The organism is Bradyrhizobium sp. CSS354 (genome assembly GCF_029051725.1).
Taxonomy (GTDB): Bacteria; Pseudomonadota; Alphaproteobacteria; order Rhizobiales; family Xanthobacteraceae; genus Bradyrhizobium.
Genome location: NZ_JAACFU010000004.1, coordinates 541,226 through 560,241 on the forward strand (window position 1 = coordinate 541,226; position 19,016 = coordinate 560,241).

The following is a 19,016-nucleotide window of genomic DNA, read 5'->3' on the forward strand; positions in this document are numbered from 1 at the left end:
AACGGCTCTCGATCTCTCTCGGCGGACATCGCCAAAAGGTGCTACGTTCTCTGGACTGGTTGCAGTTGCGCTTATCCTCGCTCCGGCAGCGTACGCCGGATGACGAGGAGCGCAAAGATACAATACGTGCACGGAGCGAATTTGACGCGCGGCGCGGATTGGAAACGTCAGGTGCGCTGACGGTTTGTCTCGGCTCGCAGATCTCAGACTGCTGCGTGCGGGGGCGGTAACGCCAAGGCCCCAAGACGGATTTATCCGTACAGCACCCTCGGGAGGATCGTGACGATGCCGGGCCAGAGCGTCAGCAGCAGAACGAAGCCGACCATGATGAGGAGATAGGGCATCGTGACGCGCGCGATGTAGCCGAGGCCGTCATCGGTCAGGCCCTGGATCACGAACAGGTTGAAGCCGACCGGCGGCGTGATCTGCGCCATCTCGACGGCGAGCACCAGGAAGATGCCGAACCAGATCTCGTCGAAACCCGCGCCCTTCACGATCGGCAGCACGATCGGCAGCGTCATCACGATCATCGAGAAGCCGTCGAGGAAGCAGCCGAGGATCAGATAGAATAAAATCAACACCACGATCAGCATGAAGGGCGACAGCCCGAGCCCCTTCACGAAGGCGGCGACTGTTTGCGGGATGCCGAGGAAGGCCGCAGCGTTGCCGAGGATCGAGGCGCCGAGCACGATCAGCGCGATCATCGAGCAGGTCACGACCGAGCCGATCAGCACGTCACGCATCACCTGCTGTGACATCGAGCCCTGTGCCCAGGCGACCAGCGCCGCGCCGAACACGCCGACAGCTGCGGCCTCCGACGGCGTCGCCAGTCCGCCATACATCGAGCCGAGCACGCAGGCGATCAGGAACAGCGCCGGCGCGAGGTCCTTCAGCGCCGCAAAACGTTCGCGCCACGGCACCTGCGAGAGTTTGGCTTCCGTCTCCGGCACCATGCCGGGGCTGAGGGTCGTGTGCAGCATCACCCACCCCATGAAGGTGGCGGCCAGCAGCAGGCCGGGCAGCACGCCGGCCGTGAACAGTTTCAGGATCGAGACGTCGCCCAGCACGCCATAGATGATCATGATGTTGGACGGCGGGATCAGGAAGCCGAGCGTGCCGGCGCCGGCGAGCGAGCCGATCGCGATGTCGCGGGAATAGCCGCGGCGTGTGAGCTCGTTGAGCGACATGCGGCCGATCACCTGCGTCGTCGCCGCGGACGAGCCGGAGATCGCCGCGAAGATGGTGCAGCCGATCACGTTCACATGCAGAAGGCGCCCCGGCAGAAGCCCCGCCCAGGGCGCGAGCCCCTGGAACAGCGAACGTGACAGACGGGTGCGAAACAGCAACTCGCCCATCAGGATGAACAGCGGCAACGCCAGCAGTTCCTGCGTCGTCAAGATGTTCCAGGCGTATTGCGGCAGCAGCTTGTCCAGCGGGATCGAGCGGAACATCGCCAGCAGCAGCGTCGCAGTGAGCGCAAGCGTCAGGCCGATCCAGACGCCGCACGCCAGAAGCGCAAACAGCATCGCGAAGAGAGCGACGACTTCAATGGTCATGGAATCCGGTGTCCGCTGGCTGGCGCGTGGGCGATCATTCGACGGGCGAGGCCTTCATGCGGTGATCCTCCAGCGGCAGGCCGAGCACGGCCTGGATCGCGCGCGCCAGGAACTGGAGCGTCAGCAGCAGCATGCCGAAGGTGACGACGGACTGCGGAAACCACAGCGGAGTGTCGCTCGAGGTCGAAACCTGGCCGCGCACATAGGCGCCGAAGGCGAACTTCGCCATCGACGATGTCAGGAAGGCCATGAAGGCGAAGCCGGCGGCGGCCGACAGGATTTCGAGCGCGCGCTGAAACGGGGCCGGGACGTTCTTCAGCAGCAGCACGACACGGATATGGCCGCCGACGCGCAATGTCATGGCAGCACCGAAGGTGAAGGACGCCGCCATCAGATAGGAGGAATATTCCCAGGCGATCGAGATCGTGGGCGGAAAGAACGGCAGGAAGTTCGAGAGGAAGCGCGTTGCGACCTCGCACAGCATCAGCAGCGTCAGCATCAAGAGACAGCCGCCACCGATCCAGCCGTCCAGCCGGCCAAGACGGTCAATGCCGTCGAGCAGGATGCGCAGCGGCGCCGGCGCCGCTGCGTTGAGACTCTGCGGAGCTGCCGGCGAAACGCTGACCACGGCCCGGCCTCAGCGCTTCATTTCGGCGAGATAGGCCCGCACCGGCTTGTCGGCCGTCGGCACGCGCTTGACGAAAGCGTCAAGCTGCGGCGCCGTCTTGGCGCGAATGTCGGTGATCATGGCCTCCGAGACCGGTACCACCTCCATGCCGCCTTCCTTGAGGCGATTGAGGCTGTCGACGTCCGCCTTGAGCGAGTTCGCCCAGAAGCCCGGCTCCATCTTCGCGGCGATGCTCGCTATGAGCTGCTGCTGATCGGCGCTCAGTGCCTTCCAGGAATCGAGGTTGACGGTGAGCATCTGCGACGACCAGACGTGGTTGGTCGGGTAGATGTATTTCAGGAATTCCCAGAATTTGCCGTCGACGCCTGACACCGCCGAAGTGGAGACGCCGGAGACCGCGCCCGAGGCCAGCGCCGGAATGGTCTCGCCCCAGGGAATCATCACCGGCGCCATGCCGACCACGGCCAGCATATCGACGGCGTTCTTGTCGGGCACACGGATCTTGATGTTCTTCAACCCGTCGACATCGGCAACCTTGACCTTGAGATGCAGATATTGCGTCGGCCACGGCACGATGTAGAGGATCTTCTGGTTGTTGCGCGCGGCGACCTTCTCGTATTCGGGCCGCACGTATTTGTGCAGCACCTTCAATTCGTCCATCGAGCCGCAGAGAAAGGGAATGCTTTCGACGCCCATGAAGGGCTCGTCGCCGACCTGCTGGATGTTGAGGACATCGGCAAGCGGCACCAGGCCGTCGCGCACGGCGCGCAGATGCTCGGGGCCCTTGAAGCCAAGCTGGCCACCGGCCTTCACGGTGATCGCGACCGAGCCGCCGCTCTGCTTCTTCACCTCTTCCGCGAAGGCAAACGCGTTCTGGGTGTGGAAATTGCCGTCGGGCCATACCGTCGACATGTCCCAGCTCACCGTCGCCGCCCGCGCATGGGTTGAGATGTGGCCGGCTGCGAGCAGCGTCGCTGCGCCCGCTGTAAAATTCCTTCGCGTGATCATTGAGCCCCTCCGTTTGCTACGCGCATGACGCCTGAGGCGTCATCGCGTATGCCCATAAACTGCAACCGCGTTGTCGGCAGACACGAGGCCGCTTTCGATGTCGTCGTTGACGGCTGTCGGCGCGCGCTCCCGGGGATCGCCGATGCCGGCGCCGCCTGGTGTCAGCACCACCAGCCGGTCGTCCGGCGGCACCTGCTGAAAGCCTTTCCCACGCAGCTTCTTGCCGGACTTCAGGCCGACATAGCCGGCCTCGCCGTTCTTGCCGCCATCGCGGCCCCGCGGCGGATGATCGATGCGGTCGAACGCCGCCAGGATGTCGAACGGCGCATCGACGCCGCTGCCGACCTCGATGATCTGGCCGAGGCCACCGCGGGTGCGCCCTGCTCCCCCGGAATCCGGACGCAGTTCCTTGCGCCAGAAGATCAGCGGCGTCTGCGTCTCGGCGATCTCGACCGGCGTGCCGCGCACGCCGCTGGGATAGGCAGTCGCCGACAGCCCGTCCTTCGCAAAACGCGCGCCGGTGCCGCCATTGGAGGTCACCGCCATCGAGAATCCGTAATTGCCGCCGGCGCCCGAGCGGGTCTGTCCGCGCACGTTGAGATTCCACAGGCACGAGGTGCCTTCCGCGGGCACGCGCTCCGGAATGATCTGGCGCAGGCAGCCGAACACGACGTCGGGCAGCATCTGGCCGATGATGTGACGCGAGGCGACCGGCGCCGGCTTCGGCGCATTGAGGATCGCGCCTGGCGGAGCCGACACCGTCAGCGGCGAGAGCGAGCCGGCATTGTTCGGGATCTGCGAGGCGACGACGCAGCCGAGACCGAACACGGTGTAGGCGATGGTGTAGGACAGAGGCACGTTGATGCCGAACCTGGACGCGGCCGAGGTGCCGTCGAAATCGACGTGAATGCCTTCGTCCGAGATCGTCAGCGTCGCCTCAAGCGAGACCGGCGCGTCATAGCCGTCGACCACCATGGTGTTGCGCCAGGTGCCCTTCGGCAGTTTGGCGATCTCGGCCAGCACGGCCTCGCGCGAGCGGTCGCAAATGTAGTCGCCGAGCGCATCGAGCGAGTTGATGCCGAACTCGGTCATCATCTCGACCAGGCGCTCGCAACCGACGTCGTTGCAGCCAGCGAGCGAGTAGGTGTCGCCCTCGGTGTCGATCGGCAGCCGCGTGTTGGTGCGGATCATCGCCATCAGCGTCTCGTTGACGACGCCCTGGTCGATCAGCTTCAGCATGGGGATGTAGAGCCCCTCCATGAACACGTCGGTGGCGTCGGGTCCGAAGCCGATGCCGCCGATGTCCATGAGATGGCTGGTGCAGGAAAACAGCGCGACCGGCTTGCCGTCCTTGAAGCAGGGCGTGGTGACGACGAAATCGTTGAGATGGCCGGTGCCCATCCAGGGATCGTTGGTGATGTAGGCGTCGCCCTCCTTCATCGTCTCGATCGGAAAGTGGGCAATGAAGTGCTTGACCGATTCCGCCATCGAGTTAACGTGGCCGGGCGTGCCGGTCACCGCCTGCGCCAGCATCCGTCCCTTGAGGTCGAACACGCCGGCCGAGAGGTCGCCGCATTCGCGCACGATCGGGCTGAAGGCGGTGCGGAGCAGCACCTGCGCCTGCTCCTCGACCACGGCGATCAGCCGGTGCCACATGATCTGAAGGTCGATCAGGCTCGCGCCGCTTGCCTTGCTCATGATCAGGCCGCCTTTCGTTCCATGACGATGCTACCGGCACCGTCGATATGCGCGTCAAAACTGTTCGAGACGAAGGTGGACGTTTCGTCCTCCGCGATCACGGCGGGACCTGCAATCGTCGCGCCTGGCGCCATATCCTCGCGGCGGTAGAGCGGGATCTCGATCACCTCCCCCGCCCGGCCATCGAAGAACTTGCGGCTTCCGGTCGCCTTCCCGGCGGGCTTGCGCGTAACGGCCGCGACCGTAGCCGGATTGCGCGCCTCGGTCGTCGCAAGCACGGACCAGCTCAACACCTCGATCGCCGCACCCGGGATCGATCGCTCGAACATCGCCGCATAATCCGCTTCGAACTTCTGGCGCAGGCCGGCCAGATCGGTCGCCGCCAACCGCCGGTTCGGCAACTCGATCGAGATCTCATGGCCCTGGCCGACATAGCGCATGAAGGCGGCGCGGCGCTCGCGCACCGGCGCACCTGCTGCCCCCGTTTCGACCAGCGCACGCGCCTCGGTCACCATCTCCTGGAGCAGGTCGGAAACACCATCGGTGTCGAAATAGTCGAGCCGCACATGACGGCTGCGCACCAGCTCGTAGGCGATCGGAGCCGCAAGGAAACCGACGGCCGAGCCGACGCCGGCATTGGAAGGAACGATCACGCGGGAGACGCCGATCTTCTCGGCGACGCGCGCCGCATGCAACGGTGCCGCGCCGCCGAAAGCGATCAGCGTATGCTGACCGACAATCTCACCGCGCTCGACCGCATGAACGCGCGCCGCACTCGCCATGTTCTCGCAGACGACCTCGTGCACGGCATAGGCCGCAGTCTCCGCCGACAGACCGAGCGGCTCGCCCACGGCGCGCAGCAGGGCCTGCTTCGAGAGCTCAGGGTCGAGCTTGATCGTTCCACCCGCGAAGTCGTCGGGATCGATCATGCCGAGCGCAACGTCGGCATCCGTCACGGCCGGGCGCAGGCCGCCGCGGCCGTAGCAGGCAGGCCCGGGCTCCGACGAGGCACTCTCGGGGCCGACCGTGACGCGCTTCATCGCATCGACATGGGCGATCGAGCCGCCGCCGGCGCCGATCTCGACCATCTCGATCACGGGAATCCGCACTGGCAGACCCGAACCTTTCAGGAAGCGTGCAGCGCGATCGACCTCGAACACGCGCGAGGTCTCGGGCTGGTATTTTTCGATCAGGCAGATCTTTGCCGTGGTGCCGCCCATGTCGAAGGACAGCACCTTGCTCTCGCCGAGACGCGCCGCGATCTGCGCCGCGAAAATGGCGCCCCCGGCAGGACCGGATTCGACCAGGCGCACCGGGAAGCGCCGCGCCGTCTCGATCGAGGTGACACCGCCGCCGGAGGTGACGAGATAGATCGCACCGCGGTACTGCTCGACCTGCAAGGCGTCGGACATGCGGGCGAGATAACCGTCGATCAGCGGTTGCACATAGGCGTTGGCCACCGCAGTCGATGTGCGCTCATATTCGCGGATCTCCGGGCACACCGCGGACGATACGGTCACGGAAATGCCGGGCATCTCCTCGCTGATGATTGCGGCCGTGCGGCGCTCGTGCTCGGGATTGGCGTAGGAGTGCAGGAACGCGATCGCGACACTCTCGACGTTCAGCGCACGCAATCTTGGCGCGAGCGCGCGCACCGCAGCTTCGTCCAGCGGGAGGCGGACGCCACCGTGGGCGTCGATACGCTCCGGCACGGTGAAGCGCAGGGATCGCGGCGCCAGCGGCTTCGGCTTGTCGATGCTGAGGTCATACTGGTCGTAGCGGCTCTCGGTGCCGATATCGAGCACGTCACGAAAGCCCTCGGTCGCGATCAGCGCCGTCTTGGCGCCGCGACGCTCTATGATGGCGTTGGTCGCGAGTGTCGTGCCGTGAATGAAGACGTCGATGTCGCTGATATGGGCACGCGCATCAGCGAGAATGAGCCGCATGCCATCGAGCACCGCCTGTTCGGGCCGCTGCGGCGTCGTCAGCAGTTTGCGCGTCTTGCGATCCTGCCCCACGTCCAGCACGATGTCGGTGAACGTGCCACCAATATCGACGGCAAGCCGCACCTCGGCTCCCTCAAGCATTCCAAATTCTCCGTGCTGATCGTCAAGACTGAGGACAAAAGCGCAGCAATTTCCATGCCATGGATGACAGGAACATGCTGTGTCCAGCTATTCTGCTTGGCACCCATGCAATAGGCAAGGCGTGTTCGCAGCCCGCGCGATCAGAGCAGGAATGCAAGCGCCGCTTCACAGCGCTCCTCGACCTTCAGCGTGAGGAGATCATCGGCGCGGGTGCGTCCAAGATTGACCGCAGCGATCGGGATTTGCCGGCGCGCGGCAGCCTGCACGAAGCGGAAGCCGGAATAGACCATCAGTGACGAGCCGACGATGAGCATGGCGTCGGCCTGCGCCAGATGATCCTGCGCGGTCGCGACTACATCGCGCGGGACGTTCTCGCCGAAGAAGACGACATCGGGCTTGAGGATGCCGCCGCAGGCTTCGCAAGGAGGCACCTTGAACGACGAAAAATCGGCGTGCTCGAGATCGGCGTCGCCGTCGGGCGCATCCGCGGCGTCGAGCGTGAGCCATGCTGCATTGGCGTGGCCGAGCCTGTCCTGGAATTCGTTGCGCGGCGTCTTCGCTCCGCAGCCCATGCAGCGGACAAGGTCCAGCCGGCCATGCAGGTCGATCACCTGGCGGTGGCCTGCGGATTGATGCAGCCGGTCGACGTTCTGGGTCAGCAGCATTTCGCAACGCCCGCTCGCCTCGAGCCGGGCGAGCGCGTGATGCGCATCGTTCGGCCTCGCCTGGCCGAACCGCCGCCAGCCGATCAGGCTGCGCGCCCAATAGCGCCGACGCGTATGCTCTTCCGACATGAACGCCTGAAAGTTCACCGGCTGCGTCCGCTTCCAGTTACCATGGCTGTCGCGATAATCAGGAATGCCCGAATTGGTGCTACAGCCGGCGCCGGTCAGCACGAACAGACGTTCGTGCCGGCCGACGAAATCCTGAAGCGGATGGTTTGTCATGGCGCAGATGTAATCTGCGCAGGCCGGTTTTGCCAGATGGCCAGGAAGCCCGCTAGCTCGCCCAGTTCTCGCGGAATTCGGGAAACAGCGTCAAACCTCCGCAGGCGTAGATGGTCTGCCCGGTGATGTAGCTTGCTTCGTCCGAGGCGAGGAAGGCGAACACCGCAGCGATCTCTTCCGGTGTGCCGACGCGGCCGAGCGGAATGTGGCTGGTGACCACGCCGCGTTTTTCCGGATCGCCGGTCCAGGCCGTATTGATCGGGGTGTCGATCGCGCCGGGACCGACCGCATTGACGCGAATGCCGCGGCCGGCGAATTCCAGCGCCAGCGTGCGGGTCAGATTGGCGATGCCGCCCTTGCTGATCGAATAAGCGAGGTAGCCGGGTTTTGGAATGATCTGGTGCACGCTGGAGCAATTGATGATGCTGCCGCCTGCGCCGCGCGCGACGAAATGGGCGAGCGCCTTCTGGGCGCAGAACACGGCGCCGTTGAGATTGACGTCGATGATGCGGCGGTAGGTTTCGATGTCGAGCGACTCGCTCGGCGATTCCCGTTGGAAGCCGGCATTGTTGACGAGGCAGTCGAGGCGCTTCCAGCGCGCCAGAATGGTCTCGAACATCGCGGCGACCTCTTGCTCATGACCGACATCGGCCTTGACGATGATGTGATCGAGCTTGCCATGGCCGCGGTCACCCGATGCCGTCCGTGCCAGCGCGAGTGTCTCCTCGGCCCCTTCATGGTGACCGAAATAGTTGATGGCGACGGTCGCGCCTTCCTGGGCAAGCCGGATGGCGACGGCACGGCCGATGCCTTGGGAGGCGCCGGTCACCAGCGCGTACTGGCCGACAAGACGCGAGTGAAACGAGGTCGAGCGATCGGTTTGTGGCATGGGTTCTCTCCGGGATGCCCTGATCAGCGACGGAACCGGCCTTTTGTTCCATCCCTCAGCGCAACGCTGCGATTCATTCGGCGCGGCGCGCGAATGGCGAGGTCAGTATCTGATACAGGATGATGGCGCCAAAGGTTGCGGTGCCGATCCCGCCGATGGTGAAGGCGCCGAATTTGAGCGTGAGGTCGCCGGCGCCTGCGGTGAGCGCGACCGCGACGGTGATCAGGTTTGCCGGACTTGAGAAGTCGACCTTGTTCTCGACCCAGATCCGGCCGGCCATCGCGGCGATCAATCCGAACAGCACGATCGAGAGCCCACCGATGACGGGACCCGGGATCGACAGGATCAGCGCGCCGAATTTCGGCGAGAAGCCGAGCAGGATGGATACCATGGCCGCGAACGCAAACAGCAAGGTCGAATAGACCTTCGTGGCCGCCATGACGCCGATGTTTTCGGCATAGGTGGTAACGCCGGTGCCGCCGCCGAAAGCAGCCACGATGGTTGCGAGGCTGTCGGCGAGCAAGGCGCGGCCGAGATAGTCGTCAAGGCTCCGGCCCGTCATGGCGCCGACGGCCTTGATGTGACCGAGGTTCTCGGCGACGAGGATGATCGCAACCGGCGCGATCAGGACGATCGCATCGGCCTGGAAGGTCGGCGTGGTAAAACTCGGCAGTCCGATCCACGGCGCGGCCGCAAGCTGGGTGAAGTCAATCGGCTTGCCGAATCCGAGGCCGTTCGCGAACAACAGGTACAAAACATATCCGCCGATCGCGCCGAGAATGATCGGCAGGCGGCGCCATAGACCAGGTGCGGCAACGGCAACCACGCCGATGATCAGAACGGTCGCGAGCCCGATTGCTGTGTCGAACGCATTGGCGCTCACTGCCTTGACCGCCACGGGCGCGAGGTTGAGGCCGATCGCGGCGACCACGGCGCCGGTGACGGCCGGCGGCAACAGCCTCTCGACCCAGCCAACCCCCGACCACATCACGATCAGCGCGATCACGCCGTAAAGGACGCCGGCCCCGACGATGCCGCCAAGCGCAACCGACAGGTTCGGGTTCGGCCCGTGCCCGGCATAGCCGGTGGCGGCGATGACGACCGCGATGAACGCGAAGCTCGAGCCGAGATAGCTCGGCACGCGGCCCGCGACGATGACGAAGAAGATCAGCGTGCCGATGCCGGAAAACAGCACCGCAACATTGGGATCGAACCCCATCAGCAGCGGCGCGATGATCGTCGAGCCCGACATTGCGACGCAATGCTGGAGACCGGAGACGACGGTCTGGCCAAGCGGCAGCCGCTCCTCGGGCATGATCACGCCGGCGGACTTCAGAGTCCAACGCGGAAAATAGCCTTGCGCTCGCTGCTCGGAGCCCGTTGCAATCGGCATGTTCCCCCCAGTTGCGGTGCAGCGACCGATCTTCGTGCGAACAGACAAAAATGTGATTGTCGCTTCTGCGGCGGCCATCACATGATGCAAATCAAACAAGACCAATACGTTCCGGGGCCTACTCTATGACACAGATCGCGATCCAGCCAGCCATCCGCCGGCGGCACCAGCCTTGGTACAAGATCCTCTACATCCAGGTGCTGATCGCGATCGCACTCGGGGTGCTCGTCGGCTATTTCTATCCCGATCTCGGCAAGGCCCTGAAGCCGCTCGGCGACGGCTTCATCGCGCTGATCAAGATGATGATCGCGCCGGTGATCTTCTGCACCGTGGTGCACGGCATCTCCTCTATGGGCGACCTTAAGCGCGTCGGCCGGGTCGGTCTGAAGTCACTAATCTATTTCGAGACGGTCTCGACCGTCGCGCTCGCGGTCGGCCTGCTGGTCGGTGAGGTGCTCCAGCCCGGGCACGGCTTCAATATCGATCCCGCCACAATCGACCCGAAGTCGGTGGCAACCTACGTCACCAAGGCCAAGGAAGAAGGCATCGTCGCCCATCTGTTGGCGATCATTCCCGACAGCTATCTGGGCGCCATCGCGCGCGGCGATCTGTTGCAGGTGCTGTTGATCTCGATCCTGTCGGGCTTCGCCATCGCGTTCCTCGGCAAGGCCGGCGAGCCCATTGCGGAGGCGATCGACAAGGCCGCGAAGATGTTCTTCGGCATCATCCGCATCATCGTGCGCGTCGCCCCGATCGGGGCGTTCGGCGCAATGGCCTTCACCGTCGGGGCTTACGGCCTCGGTTCGCTGCTCAACCTCGCGGCCCTGATCGGCACGTTCTATCTCACCAGCATCCTGTTCGTTGTGGTCGTGCTCGGCGCAATCGCGCGGCTCGCCGGCTTCTCGATCCTGCGTTTCATCGCCTACATCAAGGACGAGCTGCTGATCGTGCTCGGCACCTCGTCATCAGAGACGGTGCTGCCGCAGATGATCCAGAAGATGGAGCATCTCGGCGCCTCGCGTTCGGTGGTCGGGCTCGTCATTCCGACCGGTTACAGCTTCAACCTCGACGGCACCAACATCTACATGACGCTGGCGACGCTGTTCCTGGCGCAGGCGACCAATACCCATCTGACCATCTGGCAGGAGCTCGGCATACTCGGCATCGCCATGATCACCTCGAAGGGCGCCTCGGGCGTGACCGGCGCCGGCTTCATCACGCTCGCGGCGACGCTCTCGATCGTGCCTGACATCCCGATCCAGTCGATCGCGATCCTGGTCGGCATCGACAAGTTCATGAGCGAGTGCCGCGCGCTGACCAATCTGATCGGCAATGGCGTCGCCTGCGTCGTCATCAGCATCTCCGAGGGCGAGCTCGACCGCGATGCGCTGCACGAGACCATGGCCCATCCGCTGGAGATGGGTGAGGCGCTTGAACCGGGCGGCAGCGCCGCCTCCTAGGCCGCGCGCAGGTTGGCGGAGCCCGGTTCCAACGCGGTAGTTTCCCGGAGTGGTCAATTGGCGCGCCGCGAGTCACAACTATCGCGTTGGGATCACGGATTGATACTCATGTTTTCCACCCGACGCGCTGGGGGCAGGGCGTCGGGTTTTTGAAAATCACTGCAAGGGGCGACGCGCCGGGACCGGCGCGCCGTCGACGGCCTGGATTGGCATCGTCGTTCCTGCGGCTGGACGCCGGGCTTCAGTCCACATCGGCAGACGCCGTTAGCCCTTGAGCGCGGTGACCACGACCTCGATCAGCGCGCTGCCGCCGAGATCGGCGACGCCGACGGTCGCGCGGGTCGGCAGATTGTCGCCGAAGAACTCGGTCCAGACCGCGTCCATCTCCTTCTTCTTCGAAAGATCCGTGACGAAGATCGAGGTGCTCACGACGCGCGACTTGTCGGTGCCCGCTTCCTTCAGATATCCGGCAATCTTGCCGAGGATGTTGCGGGTCTGCTCGCCCATCGACACCGAGGTGTCGTCGGCGATGGTGCCGCCAATGAAGACGAAGCCGTTGGCTTCGACGGCGCGGTGCATGATGGGGGTGCGGATGCTGCGGCTAATGCTCATGATGTCCTCTTGATGCTAGAGCGTGGAAGGATGGAAACGGTCGATGCCGAGATCGCCGATGCGGGTCTGGGTGCCGCCGTTGACGATCAGCTCCGCCATGACGGCGCCCGCGCCGGGGCCGAGCTGGAAACCGTGCAGCGAGAAGCCGAACTGGTGATAGAGGCCCTTGTGGCGGCTACTCGGTCCAAACACGGGCAGATCGTCCTTGGTCTTGGCCTCGATGCCGGCCCAGGCCCGCATGATCGTCGCCTCGCGCATGACCGGGAACAGCTCGAACACGGTGCGGGCGCTGGTCGCGAGGCTCTTCCAGTCCAGCACCGTCTCGTTGCGGTCCTGATACGGCGTTGCCAGATGGCCGCCGCCGATCAACACCGTGCCGTTCTTGAATTGCTTGAAGGACAGTTTGCGTCCGCGCAGGATCACGACGGGATCGATGAAGTGCGGCACGCGCGAGGTGATCATCAGCATCGGCGCCACGGTTTCGACCGGAACGGGCTCACCGAGCGCGGCTGCGATGGTCCCGGCCCAGGCGCCGGCGGCATTGACGAGCACCGGCGCGGCAAAGGTCTCGGCGCCGACATCGACATGCCAGAGGCCATCAATGTGCCGGATGTTCGTGGCGGCAACGCCCTCGCGCACGGTCGCACCGAGCTGCCCGACCTTGCGCCGGAACGCGGTCGTCGCCTGCGCGGGATTGGCGGCGCCGTCACGGCGCGAGACCACGCCGCCGGGACAGGTCTCGGCGACCGCAGGCACGAGGCGCCGCAGCTCGGCCGCATCGATCAGCTCCTCGTGGGTAAAGCCGAGCGCGTTGAGCTCGGCCACACGTGCACGGCAGATCGCGAGTTCCTCCTCGTTCTCTGCGACGAGGACCTGTCCATAGCTCTCAAAGCTGCAATCGTCGTCGAGGAGATCGGTGATCTTCTCCCAGATTCCCATCGAGCGGATCGAAAGCGGGATTTCGGGGATGTGCCGCGCAAGCTGGCGCACGCCGCCTGCGTTGACGCCGGAGGCGTGCCGGCCCGCATAGTCCTTCTCGATCAGCACCGGCTTCAGGCCGGCGAGACACAGATGTAGCGCAGTCGAGCACCCGTGGATGCCGCCGCCGACGACGATCGCATCCACGTTTTTCGTCATCCGCGCACCACCGCCTTGATGTCGTCTTCGCTCTTCGGCACGGCGGCAAGCTCGGCGAGCGTGATCGGCTTGACCGGCGCGCGTAGCCGGTAATAGCCGATCTCCTGCGGGCTCTTGCCCCGCGCCTGCGCCATTAGCTCGGTGACGGTGAGGCCACAGAGCCGACCCTGGCACGGGCCCATGCCGGTGCGGCGATAGGCCTTCAGCTGGTTCGGCCCGGTCGCGCCGATCGCGACGGCGTCGAGAATATCCTTTGCGGTGACCTCCTCGCAGCGACAGACGATGGTGTCGCCCGCGGGAATGCGAAACTGAGGCGCCGGACGGAACAGCGTGTCGAGGAAAACGCGGCCACGGTCGGCCTTGGCGAGATCGGCGCGGAGGCTCGCCATTGCTGGAAGCTTCGCGGCGGCCGCAGGCGCCAACGCCTCCACGGCCGCGCGCGCCGCGATGCGGCCGCGCACCACGGCTGCGTTCGCACCGCCGATGCCGGCGCCGTCGCCAGCAATCGCAATGCCGGCGACCGACGAATTTCCGCTGGTATCGAGCACCGGAGACCAGCACAATTGCAGATCATCCCAGCGATGCTCGATTCCGGCCGCCATCGCCATATTGACGTTGGGCACGACGCCCTGATGCAGCAGCAAGAGATCCGCAGGTATGGTCTCGCGCTTGCCGCCGGCGACATAGCTCACGCTCGCGAGCTGGCCGTCGCCGGATGCCGAAAGTTCGGTGACGCCGGAGACGACCTGCACCTTCGCCTTCACCTCGCGCATCATTGACAGGCCCTTGGCGAAATAGGGCGAGGTCAGAAACGCGAAGGCGTGGGGGAGAGCCGCAAAATAATTGCCGCGCTCGGTGGTGTCGAGAATGCGATCGATGCGGCCACCGAGACGCAAAATCTGCGCGGCGAGCAGCCAGAGCAACGGCCCCTGCCCCGCGATCACCGCGCGGCCGTCCGGCACCAGGGCCGATGATTTCAACATCGTCTGCGCGGCACCCGCGGTCATCACGCCCGGCAGCGTCCAGCCCGGAATCGGGAACGGCCGCTCCAGTGCTCCGGTCGCGAGGATCACGCGCTTCGCCTTGACGAACGCGGAGGCGCCACCGATCGAGACGGCGATATCGAGGTTGCGGTCGAGGCTCCAGACGGTGGCACGGTGGATGACCTCGGCGGCGCTCGCGCGGAGCGCCCGCACGAGATCGGCGCCCGCCCAATAGTCGGCGCCGAGCTGATTGCGCTCGGTCACCCGCGTCGAGGCGATGGCGCGGAACACCTGGCCGCCGGGCCCGACATTCTCGTCAAGCAGCAGCGTCGACAGGCCGGCTTCGGCGGACGTCGTAGCAGCGGCAAGGCCGGCGGGCCCGGCCCCGATCACCACGACGTCGTATTCTTCACGTTTGGGAGCCACAGTCATTTTCCGATCTCCCGCTTGCCCTTCTGAATCTCGATCTGCATGCCCTCAGTGACCGGCACCAGGCAGCCCTGTCGGTTGCCGACGCCGTCGATGGTGACGAGGCAATCGAAGCACACGCCCATCATGCAATAGGGCAAACGCGGCGCGCCGCTCACCGCGGTCGAACGGCGCGCATCGCAGCTCGAGGCCAGCAGGGCCGCGGAGACGGTGTCGCCCTGCCGCGCCGCGACGGCAACGCCATCGACGAAGATTTGCACCGGCGGCCGCTTGTCCTGCTCGGATCGTTTGAACATCTGGGTTCCTTCAATATCTCAAGTAGCCGCTGTTGTTCGCGGCACCGGCGGCGCCAAAACGGCTAGCCGAGAACGCGCCGACCAGCTCCGGCTCAAGCGCGCCCTGCGCGACCATCCGCGCGATCTCGAAAGCGTGGTTGGAGGCGAGCGTCACGCCGGAATGGCAGCAGGCGACGAAGGCGCCGGGATGCGTCTCCGACTGGTCGTAGATCGGAAAGCCGTCCTGCGGCATGACGCGGATGCCGGCCCAGCTTCTGACCACGTTGAGCCGCGATAAATGTGGAAACATGCGCTGCGCGCGATCGGTCATCACGGCGCTGATCGAATGCTTCATCGCGCGATCGTCGAGTTCGTCTTCCTTGCTGTCGCCGATCATCACCGTGCCCTCGTCGGTCTGGCGGATCGTGGTCAGCGGATGCGGCAGGAACGGCATGGTGCGTTCGGTCACCACGATCTGGCCACGGGTCGGGCCCATCGGCGCGTAGAGACCGACCATCGGCGCCAGCGTTTGGTTGGCATTGCCGGCGGCGAGCACGATCTTGGCGGCACGGAGCTCGCCTTGGGGCGTGTTCAGGCGGAATTCGCCGCCGCTCTGGCTGATCGCCGAGACCGGACGCTCCGGAAGATAATCGATGCCGAATGCCTTGAAGCCGGTGTGGAACGCACGAAACGTGCGCAGCGAATTGACGTGACCGTCGAGCGGACAATAACTGCCGCCCGAGACCTCGGGCCCGATCAGCGGCAGCGCCTTCTTCACCTCGGATGCCGACAGCATCTCCATCTTGTAGTCGGCGGCGCCAGTCTGGTTGTGCATGCGCTTGACCAGCTCGGCGCGCTGGCCGAATTCGTCTTCGCCGAGCGTGAGATGAAAGCCGCCATTCTGCTGAAGAGAGACATCCAGGCCGGTCTGCTGCTTCAGCTCGGACGCGAGCCGGCTCCATGCTTGTGACGCCTGCACGGTCCACACCGTATAGGCCGGCATGCCGAGCCCCTTGCTCTGCACCCAGACCAGCGCAAAGTTGGCACGCGAGGCACGCTTGGTGATGTCGCCTTCGTCGAGCACGGCGACGCGTCTGCCGAGCCGGCCGAGGCCCCAGGCGATGGCGGAGCCGAGCAATCCGCCGCCGACGACGGCGACGTCGTAATCTGTTCGCATGGATTCTCCTATCGCCCTGTATCGCCCTTGCCGGCGAGCACGCGGTCGAGCCCGTAGAAGCGGTCGAGCAGAATGAGGGCGGTCATGGTGATCGCGATCACGCAGGCCGAGACCGACGTCACCAGTGGATCGATGTTGTCCTGGATGTACAGAAACATGCGCACCGGCAGTGTTTCGGTGCCGGGTGCCGCGAGGAAGACGGTCATGGTGAGATCGTCGAAGGACTGGATGAAGGCGAGCGCCCAGCCGCTGATGACGCCGGGCAGGATCAACGGCAGCGTCACGCGGCGGAACAGCGTCCAGCCGCCGGCGCCGAGCGAGACCGCCGCCATCTCGACCGAGAGGTCCATACCGGTCGCCGCCGCCAGCGTCAGCCGCAGCGCGAACGGAAACACGATGATGACATGCGCGATGATCAGCGCGACGAAGCTGCCGCCGAGTCCAGCCGAGGTGAAGAAGCGCAGGAATGCGATGCCGAGCACGACATGCGGGATCATCAGCGGCGACAGGAACAATGCCGCCAATGTGTCACGACCGCGGAACCGATAGCGCGCGATCGCCAGCGCGGCAGGCACCGCGAACAGCAGCGCAACGAAGGAGGACAGTGCGCCAAGACCAAGACTGACCCAGAAAGCATGGACGAATTCGGGATAGTTGGCGATCGCCCTGAACCAGCGCAGCGAAAAGCCGTTTGTCGGCAGCGACAGGAAGCCTTCAGGCGTGAACGCAACGAGGCAGACGACGAGGATCGGCGCCACCATGACGATGACAAAGATGGTGTGGAAGATCAGCGCGAGCGGCCCGTTCCGGCTCATCGGAACACCTCGGCGTAACGGCGCTCGATCAGTGCGTTGCTGCCGACGACGATCAAGACCAGCGCGGCCAGCAGCAGCGTGGCGACCGCCGCACCCAGCGGCCAGTTCAGCGTGTTGAGGAATTCGTCATAGGCGAGCGTCGCCGCGACCTTGAGCCGGCGACCGCCGATGATCGCGGGCGTCGCAAACGCACTGGCCGAGAGCGAGAACACGATGATCGCCCCCGACAGCACGCCCGGCATGATCTGTGGCATGATGATGCGGCGGATGATGGTCACGGGGCCGGCGCCGAGCGACAGCGCGGCATTCTCGATCTGCGGATCGAGACGCTGCAGCGCCGCCCACACCGACAGCACCATGAACGGCATCATCACGTGCGCGAGCGCGACCACCATGCCGGTTTCGGTGAACATGAAGGGGATAGGCGCGCGGATCACCCCGGCCGACATCAGCAGCTTGTTGACGAGCCCGTTGTTGCCGCCGAACAGCAGCGCCCAGCCGAGCGTCCGCGCCACCACGGAAATCAGCAGCGGCCCCAGGATGACCAGCAGGAAAACGCTCTTCCAGCATCCGCTCATGCGGTTGAGAATGTAGGCTTCGGGCGCACCGAGCACGGCGGTGAGCAGCGTGGTCAGGATCGCGATGCGAAACGTCCGTCCGAACATCTCGGCGTAATAGGGATCGGTTACGATCTCATGCCAGTTCTTGAGGATGAAGACGGGCTCGATGCCCTTGTACTGGCCCCAGTCGTGGAACGACAGCATCACGGTCATTGCGAGCGGAATCAGGAGCACGCCGACGAACAGCATCAAAGCGGGCGCGGTCAGCACCCAGGGCGTGCGCGCGTTTCGTTCCTCGGCAGAAGCGCTCATGCGGCGCCCCTCACGCCCATGTCCTCCGGCCGCCAGGTGAGGTGAACTGCCTCGCCTTCGACCGGCTGCGACTGGCCGTCATTCTGGCGGATCACGGTCGCCGGGCCACATTCGCTCTCGCACTGGAACAGCCAGTGATTACCCTGGAAGATGCGCGTGACGATCTTTGCGCTGAGGCCTGCGTCGCCAAAGTCGATCCGCTCGGGGCGAATGCTGATGGTGACGGCACCGCTGCGCCCGGCAGGCGCGGGCGCGCTCCACGAGCCCGCGATCAATCGCGCAGGCGCACTCGTTCGATCGATCGTCGCGGCAAAGTCGTTGGTCTTGCCCAAAAACTGCGAGACGAAGGCCGAGGCCGGCTTCTCATAGGTCTCCTGCGGCGTGCCGATCTGCTCGATCCGGCCCTGGCTCATCACCACGATGCGGTCGGACAGCGACATCGCCTCGTTCTGGTCGTGGGTGACGAGGATCGTGGTGGTGCCGATGGTGCGCTGGATCTGGCGCAGCTCGATCTGCATCTCCTCGCGCAGCTTGGCGTCGAGATTGGAAAGCGGCTCGTCGAGCAGCAGCACGCTCGGCTTGATCACCAGCGCGCGCGCCAGCGCCACGCGCTGTTGCTGGCCGCCGGACATGCGGCGCGGATGACGCTCCTCGTAGCCGGCAAGCCCGACCATCGCAAGCGCGGCGCGGACACGCTCGGTCCGTTCACCGCGCGGCACATTGCGCATCTCAAGGCCGAAGGCGACATTCTCGGCCGCGGTCATGTGTGGAAACAGCGCGTAGCTCTGGAACACGATCCCGAGCCCGCGTTTGGCCGGATGGATCGCGGTCAGATCCTTGCCTTCCAGCCGGATTGCGCCGCGGGTGGGGTCGAGGAAGCCCGCGATCATCTGCAGGGTCGTGGTCTTGCCGCAGCCGGAGGGGCCGAGGAAGGAGATGAACTCCCCCTTCCCGACCGCGAGACTGAAGTCATCGACGACAGTCTGCGCTCCGAATTGCTTGGCGACCCCTTCGAGCTCGAGATAGGCCATCGCACTGTCTCCGGTATGA

17 protein-coding genes are annotated in these 19,016 nt (G+C 65.0%); 1 reads left to right on the forward strand and 16 read right to left on the reverse strand.

Annotation, left to right across the window (positions count from 1 at the left end; translation table 11 throughout):
• Positions 1-251: 251 nt before the first annotated feature.
• The 8 genes from GWG67_RS12545 to GWG67_RS12580 all read right to left on the reverse strand — a co-directional run bounded on the left by GWG67_RS12545 (position 252) and on the right by GWG67_RS12580 (position 10,206).
• Positions 252-1,556 (reverse strand): TRAP transporter large permease, encoded by a 1,305-nt coding sequence (locus GWG67_RS12545; RefSeq protein WP_275169623.1) that lies wholly within the window; start codon positions 1,554-1,556, stop codon positions 252-254.
• 34 nt (positions 1,557-1,590) lie between these two features.
• Positions 1,591-2,184 carry a TRAP transporter small permease subunit gene (locus GWG67_RS12550; RefSeq protein ID WP_275169624.1) on the reverse strand — a complete coding sequence of 198 codons (594 nt, stop codon included), beginning with the start codon at positions 2,182-2,184 and terminating at the stop codon, positions 1,591-1,593.
• Between the two features lie 9 nt (positions 2,185-2,193).
• Positions 2,194-3,192 carry a TRAP transporter substrate-binding protein gene (locus GWG67_RS12555; protein WP_275169625.1) on the reverse strand — a complete coding sequence of 333 codons (999 nt, stop codon included), beginning with the start codon at positions 3,190-3,192 and terminating at the stop codon, positions 2,194-2,196.
• A gap of 39 nt (positions 3,193-3,231) precedes the next feature.
• A complete protein-coding gene (locus GWG67_RS12560) occupies positions 3,232-4,890 on the reverse strand; it encodes a hydantoinase B/oxoprolinase family protein (RefSeq protein ID WP_275169626.1) in 1,659 nt (552 codons plus the stop codon).
• 2 nt (positions 4,891-4,892) lie between these two features.
• Positions 4,893-6,977, reverse strand: coding sequence for a hydantoinase/oxoprolinase family protein (locus GWG67_RS12565; RefSeq protein WP_275169627.1), 2,085 nt, complete (start codon positions 6,975-6,977; stop codon positions 4,893-4,895).
• Positions 6,978-7,117: 140 nt separating this feature from the next.
• Positions 7,118-7,924 (reverse strand): NAD-dependent protein deacetylase, encoded by an 807-nt coding sequence (locus GWG67_RS12570; RefSeq protein ID WP_275169628.1) that lies wholly within the window; start codon positions 7,922-7,924, stop codon positions 7,118-7,120.
• Between the two features lie 52 nt (positions 7,925-7,976).
• Entirely contained in the window at positions 7,977-8,813 is an 837-nt protein-coding gene (locus tag GWG67_RS12575; RefSeq protein ID WP_275169629.1) for an SDR family oxidoreductase, read from the reverse strand.
• A 73-nt stretch (positions 8,814-8,886) separates the two neighbouring features.
• A complete protein-coding gene (locus tag GWG67_RS12580) occupies positions 8,887-10,206 on the reverse strand; it encodes a solute carrier family 23 protein (protein ID WP_275169630.1) in 1,320 nt (439 codons plus the stop codon).
• Positions 10,207-10,331: 125 nt separating this feature from the next.
• On the opposite strand from GWG67_RS12580, the gene GWG67_RS12585 reads away from it, so the two are divergent.
• Positions 10,332-11,666 (forward strand): dicarboxylate/amino acid:cation symporter, encoded by a 1,335-nt coding sequence (locus GWG67_RS12585; RefSeq protein ID WP_275169631.1) that lies wholly within the window; start codon positions 10,332-10,334, stop codon positions 11,664-11,666.
• Between the two features lie 264 nt (positions 11,667-11,930).
• Here the strand turns inward: GWG67_RS12585 and GWG67_RS12590 are convergent, their stop codons facing one another.
• The 8 genes from GWG67_RS12590 to GWG67_RS12625 are packed head-to-tail and all read right to left on the reverse strand — an operon-like array spanning position 11,931 to position 18,997.
• Positions 11,931-12,278, reverse strand: coding sequence for a RidA family protein (locus GWG67_RS12590; protein ID WP_275169632.1), 348 nt, complete (start codon positions 12,276-12,278; stop codon positions 11,931-11,933).
• Between the two features lie 15 nt (positions 12,279-12,293).
• Positions 12,294-13,415, reverse strand: a complete 1,122-nt coding sequence (locus GWG67_RS12595) for an FAD-binding oxidoreductase (protein ID WP_275169633.1) — start codon at positions 13,413-13,415, stop codon at positions 12,294-12,296.
• Positions 13,412-14,830 carry an NAD(P)/FAD-dependent oxidoreductase gene (locus GWG67_RS12600; RefSeq protein ID WP_275169634.1) on the reverse strand — a complete coding sequence of 473 codons (1,419 nt, stop codon included), beginning with the start codon at positions 14,828-14,830 and terminating at the stop codon, positions 13,412-13,414. Before GWG67_RS12600 ends, GWG67_RS12595 begins: the two co-directional genes overlap by 4 nt.
• Complete coding sequence (locus tag GWG67_RS12605; RefSeq protein WP_007614350.1) at positions 14,827-15,123, reverse strand: (2Fe-2S)-binding protein; 297 nt, start codon at positions 15,121-15,123, stop codon at positions 14,827-14,829. Before GWG67_RS12605 ends, GWG67_RS12600 begins: the two co-directional genes overlap by 4 nt.
• A gap of 10 nt (positions 15,124-15,133) precedes the next feature.
• Positions 15,134-16,279, reverse strand: a complete 1,146-nt coding sequence (locus GWG67_RS12610; RefSeq protein WP_275169635.1) for an FAD-binding oxidoreductase — start codon at positions 16,277-16,279, stop codon at positions 15,134-15,136.
• An 8-nt stretch (positions 16,280-16,287) separates the two neighbouring features.
• Positions 16,288-17,094 (reverse strand): ABC transporter permease, encoded by an 807-nt coding sequence (locus tag GWG67_RS12615; RefSeq protein ID WP_275169636.1) that lies wholly within the window; start codon positions 17,092-17,094, stop codon positions 16,288-16,290.
• Positions 17,091-17,966, reverse strand: a complete 876-nt coding sequence (locus GWG67_RS12620; protein ID WP_275169637.1) for an ABC transporter permease — start codon at positions 17,964-17,966, stop codon at positions 17,091-17,093. Before GWG67_RS12620 ends, GWG67_RS12615 begins: the two co-directional genes overlap by 4 nt.
• Positions 17,963-18,997, reverse strand: a complete 1,035-nt coding sequence (locus GWG67_RS12625; protein ID WP_275169638.1) for an ABC transporter ATP-binding protein — start codon at positions 18,995-18,997, stop codon at positions 17,963-17,965. Before GWG67_RS12625 ends, GWG67_RS12620 begins: the two co-directional genes overlap by 4 nt.
• Positions 18,998-19,016 lie beyond the last annotated feature (19 nt).

What these genes read in the sequence shown, in the direction of transcription:
- GWG67_RS12615 (WP_275169636.1), bottom strand. Translation starts at nt 17,094, where the DNA reads ATGAGCCGGAACGGGCCGCTCGCGCTGATCTTCCACACCATCTTTGTC.
- GWG67_RS12620 (WP_275169637.1), bottom strand. Translation starts at nt 17,966, where the DNA reads ATGAGCGCTTCTGCCGAGGAACGAAACGCGCGCACGCCCTGGGTGCTG.
- GWG67_RS12555 (WP_275169625.1), bottom strand. Translation starts at nt 3,192, where the DNA reads ATGATCACGCGAAGGAATTTTACAGCGGGCGCAGCGACGCTGCTCGCA.
- GWG67_RS12580 (WP_275169630.1), bottom strand. Translation starts at nt 10,206, where the DNA reads ATGCCGATTGCAACGGGCTCCGAGCAGCGAGCGCAAGGCTATTTTCCG.
- GWG67_RS12605 (WP_007614350.1), bottom strand. Translation starts at nt 15,123, where the DNA reads ATGTTCAAACGATCCGAGCAGGACAAGCGGCCGCCGGTGCAAATCTTC.
- GWG67_RS12575 (WP_275169629.1), bottom strand. Translation starts at nt 8,813, where the DNA reads ATGCCACAAACCGATCGCTCGACCTCGTTTCACTCGCGTCTTGTCGGC.
- GWG67_RS12570 (WP_275169628.1), bottom strand. Translation starts at nt 7,924, where the DNA reads ATGACAAACCATCCGCTTCAGGATTTCGTCGGCCGGCACGAACGTCTG.
- GWG67_RS12545 (WP_275169623.1), bottom strand. Translation starts at nt 1,556, where the DNA reads ATGACCATTGAAGTCGTCGCTCTCTTCGCGATGCTGTTTGCGCTTCTG.
- GWG67_RS12610 (WP_275169635.1), bottom strand. Translation starts at nt 16,279, where the DNA reads ATGCGAACAGATTACGACGTCGCCGTCGTCGGCGGCGGATTGCTCGGC.
- GWG67_RS12625 (WP_275169638.1), bottom strand. Translation starts at nt 18,997, where the DNA reads ATGGCCTATCTCGAGCTCGAAGGGGTCGCCAAGCAATTCGGAGCGCAG.
- GWG67_RS12600 (WP_275169634.1), bottom strand. Translation starts at nt 14,830, where the DNA reads ATGACTGTGGCTCCCAAACGTGAAGAATACGACGTCGTGGTGATCGGG.
- GWG67_RS12590 (WP_275169632.1), bottom strand. Translation starts at nt 12,278, where the DNA reads ATGAGCATTAGCCGCAGCATCCGCACCCCCATCATGCACCGCGCCGTC.
- GWG67_RS12560 (WP_275169626.1), bottom strand. Translation starts at nt 4,890, where the DNA reads ATGAGCAAGGCAAGCGGCGCGAGCCTGATCGACCTTCAGATCATGTGG.
- GWG67_RS12565 (WP_275169627.1), bottom strand. Translation starts at nt 6,977, where the DNA reads ATGCTTGAGGGAGCCGAGGTGCGGCTTGCCGTCGATATTGGTGGCACG.
- GWG67_RS12595 (WP_275169633.1), bottom strand. Translation starts at nt 13,415, where the DNA reads ATGACGAAAAACGTGGATGCGATCGTCGTCGGCGGCGGCATCCACGGG.
- GWG67_RS12585 (WP_275169631.1), top strand. Translation starts at nt 10,332, where the DNA reads ATGACACAGATCGCGATCCAGCCAGCCATCCGCCGGCGGCACCAGCCT.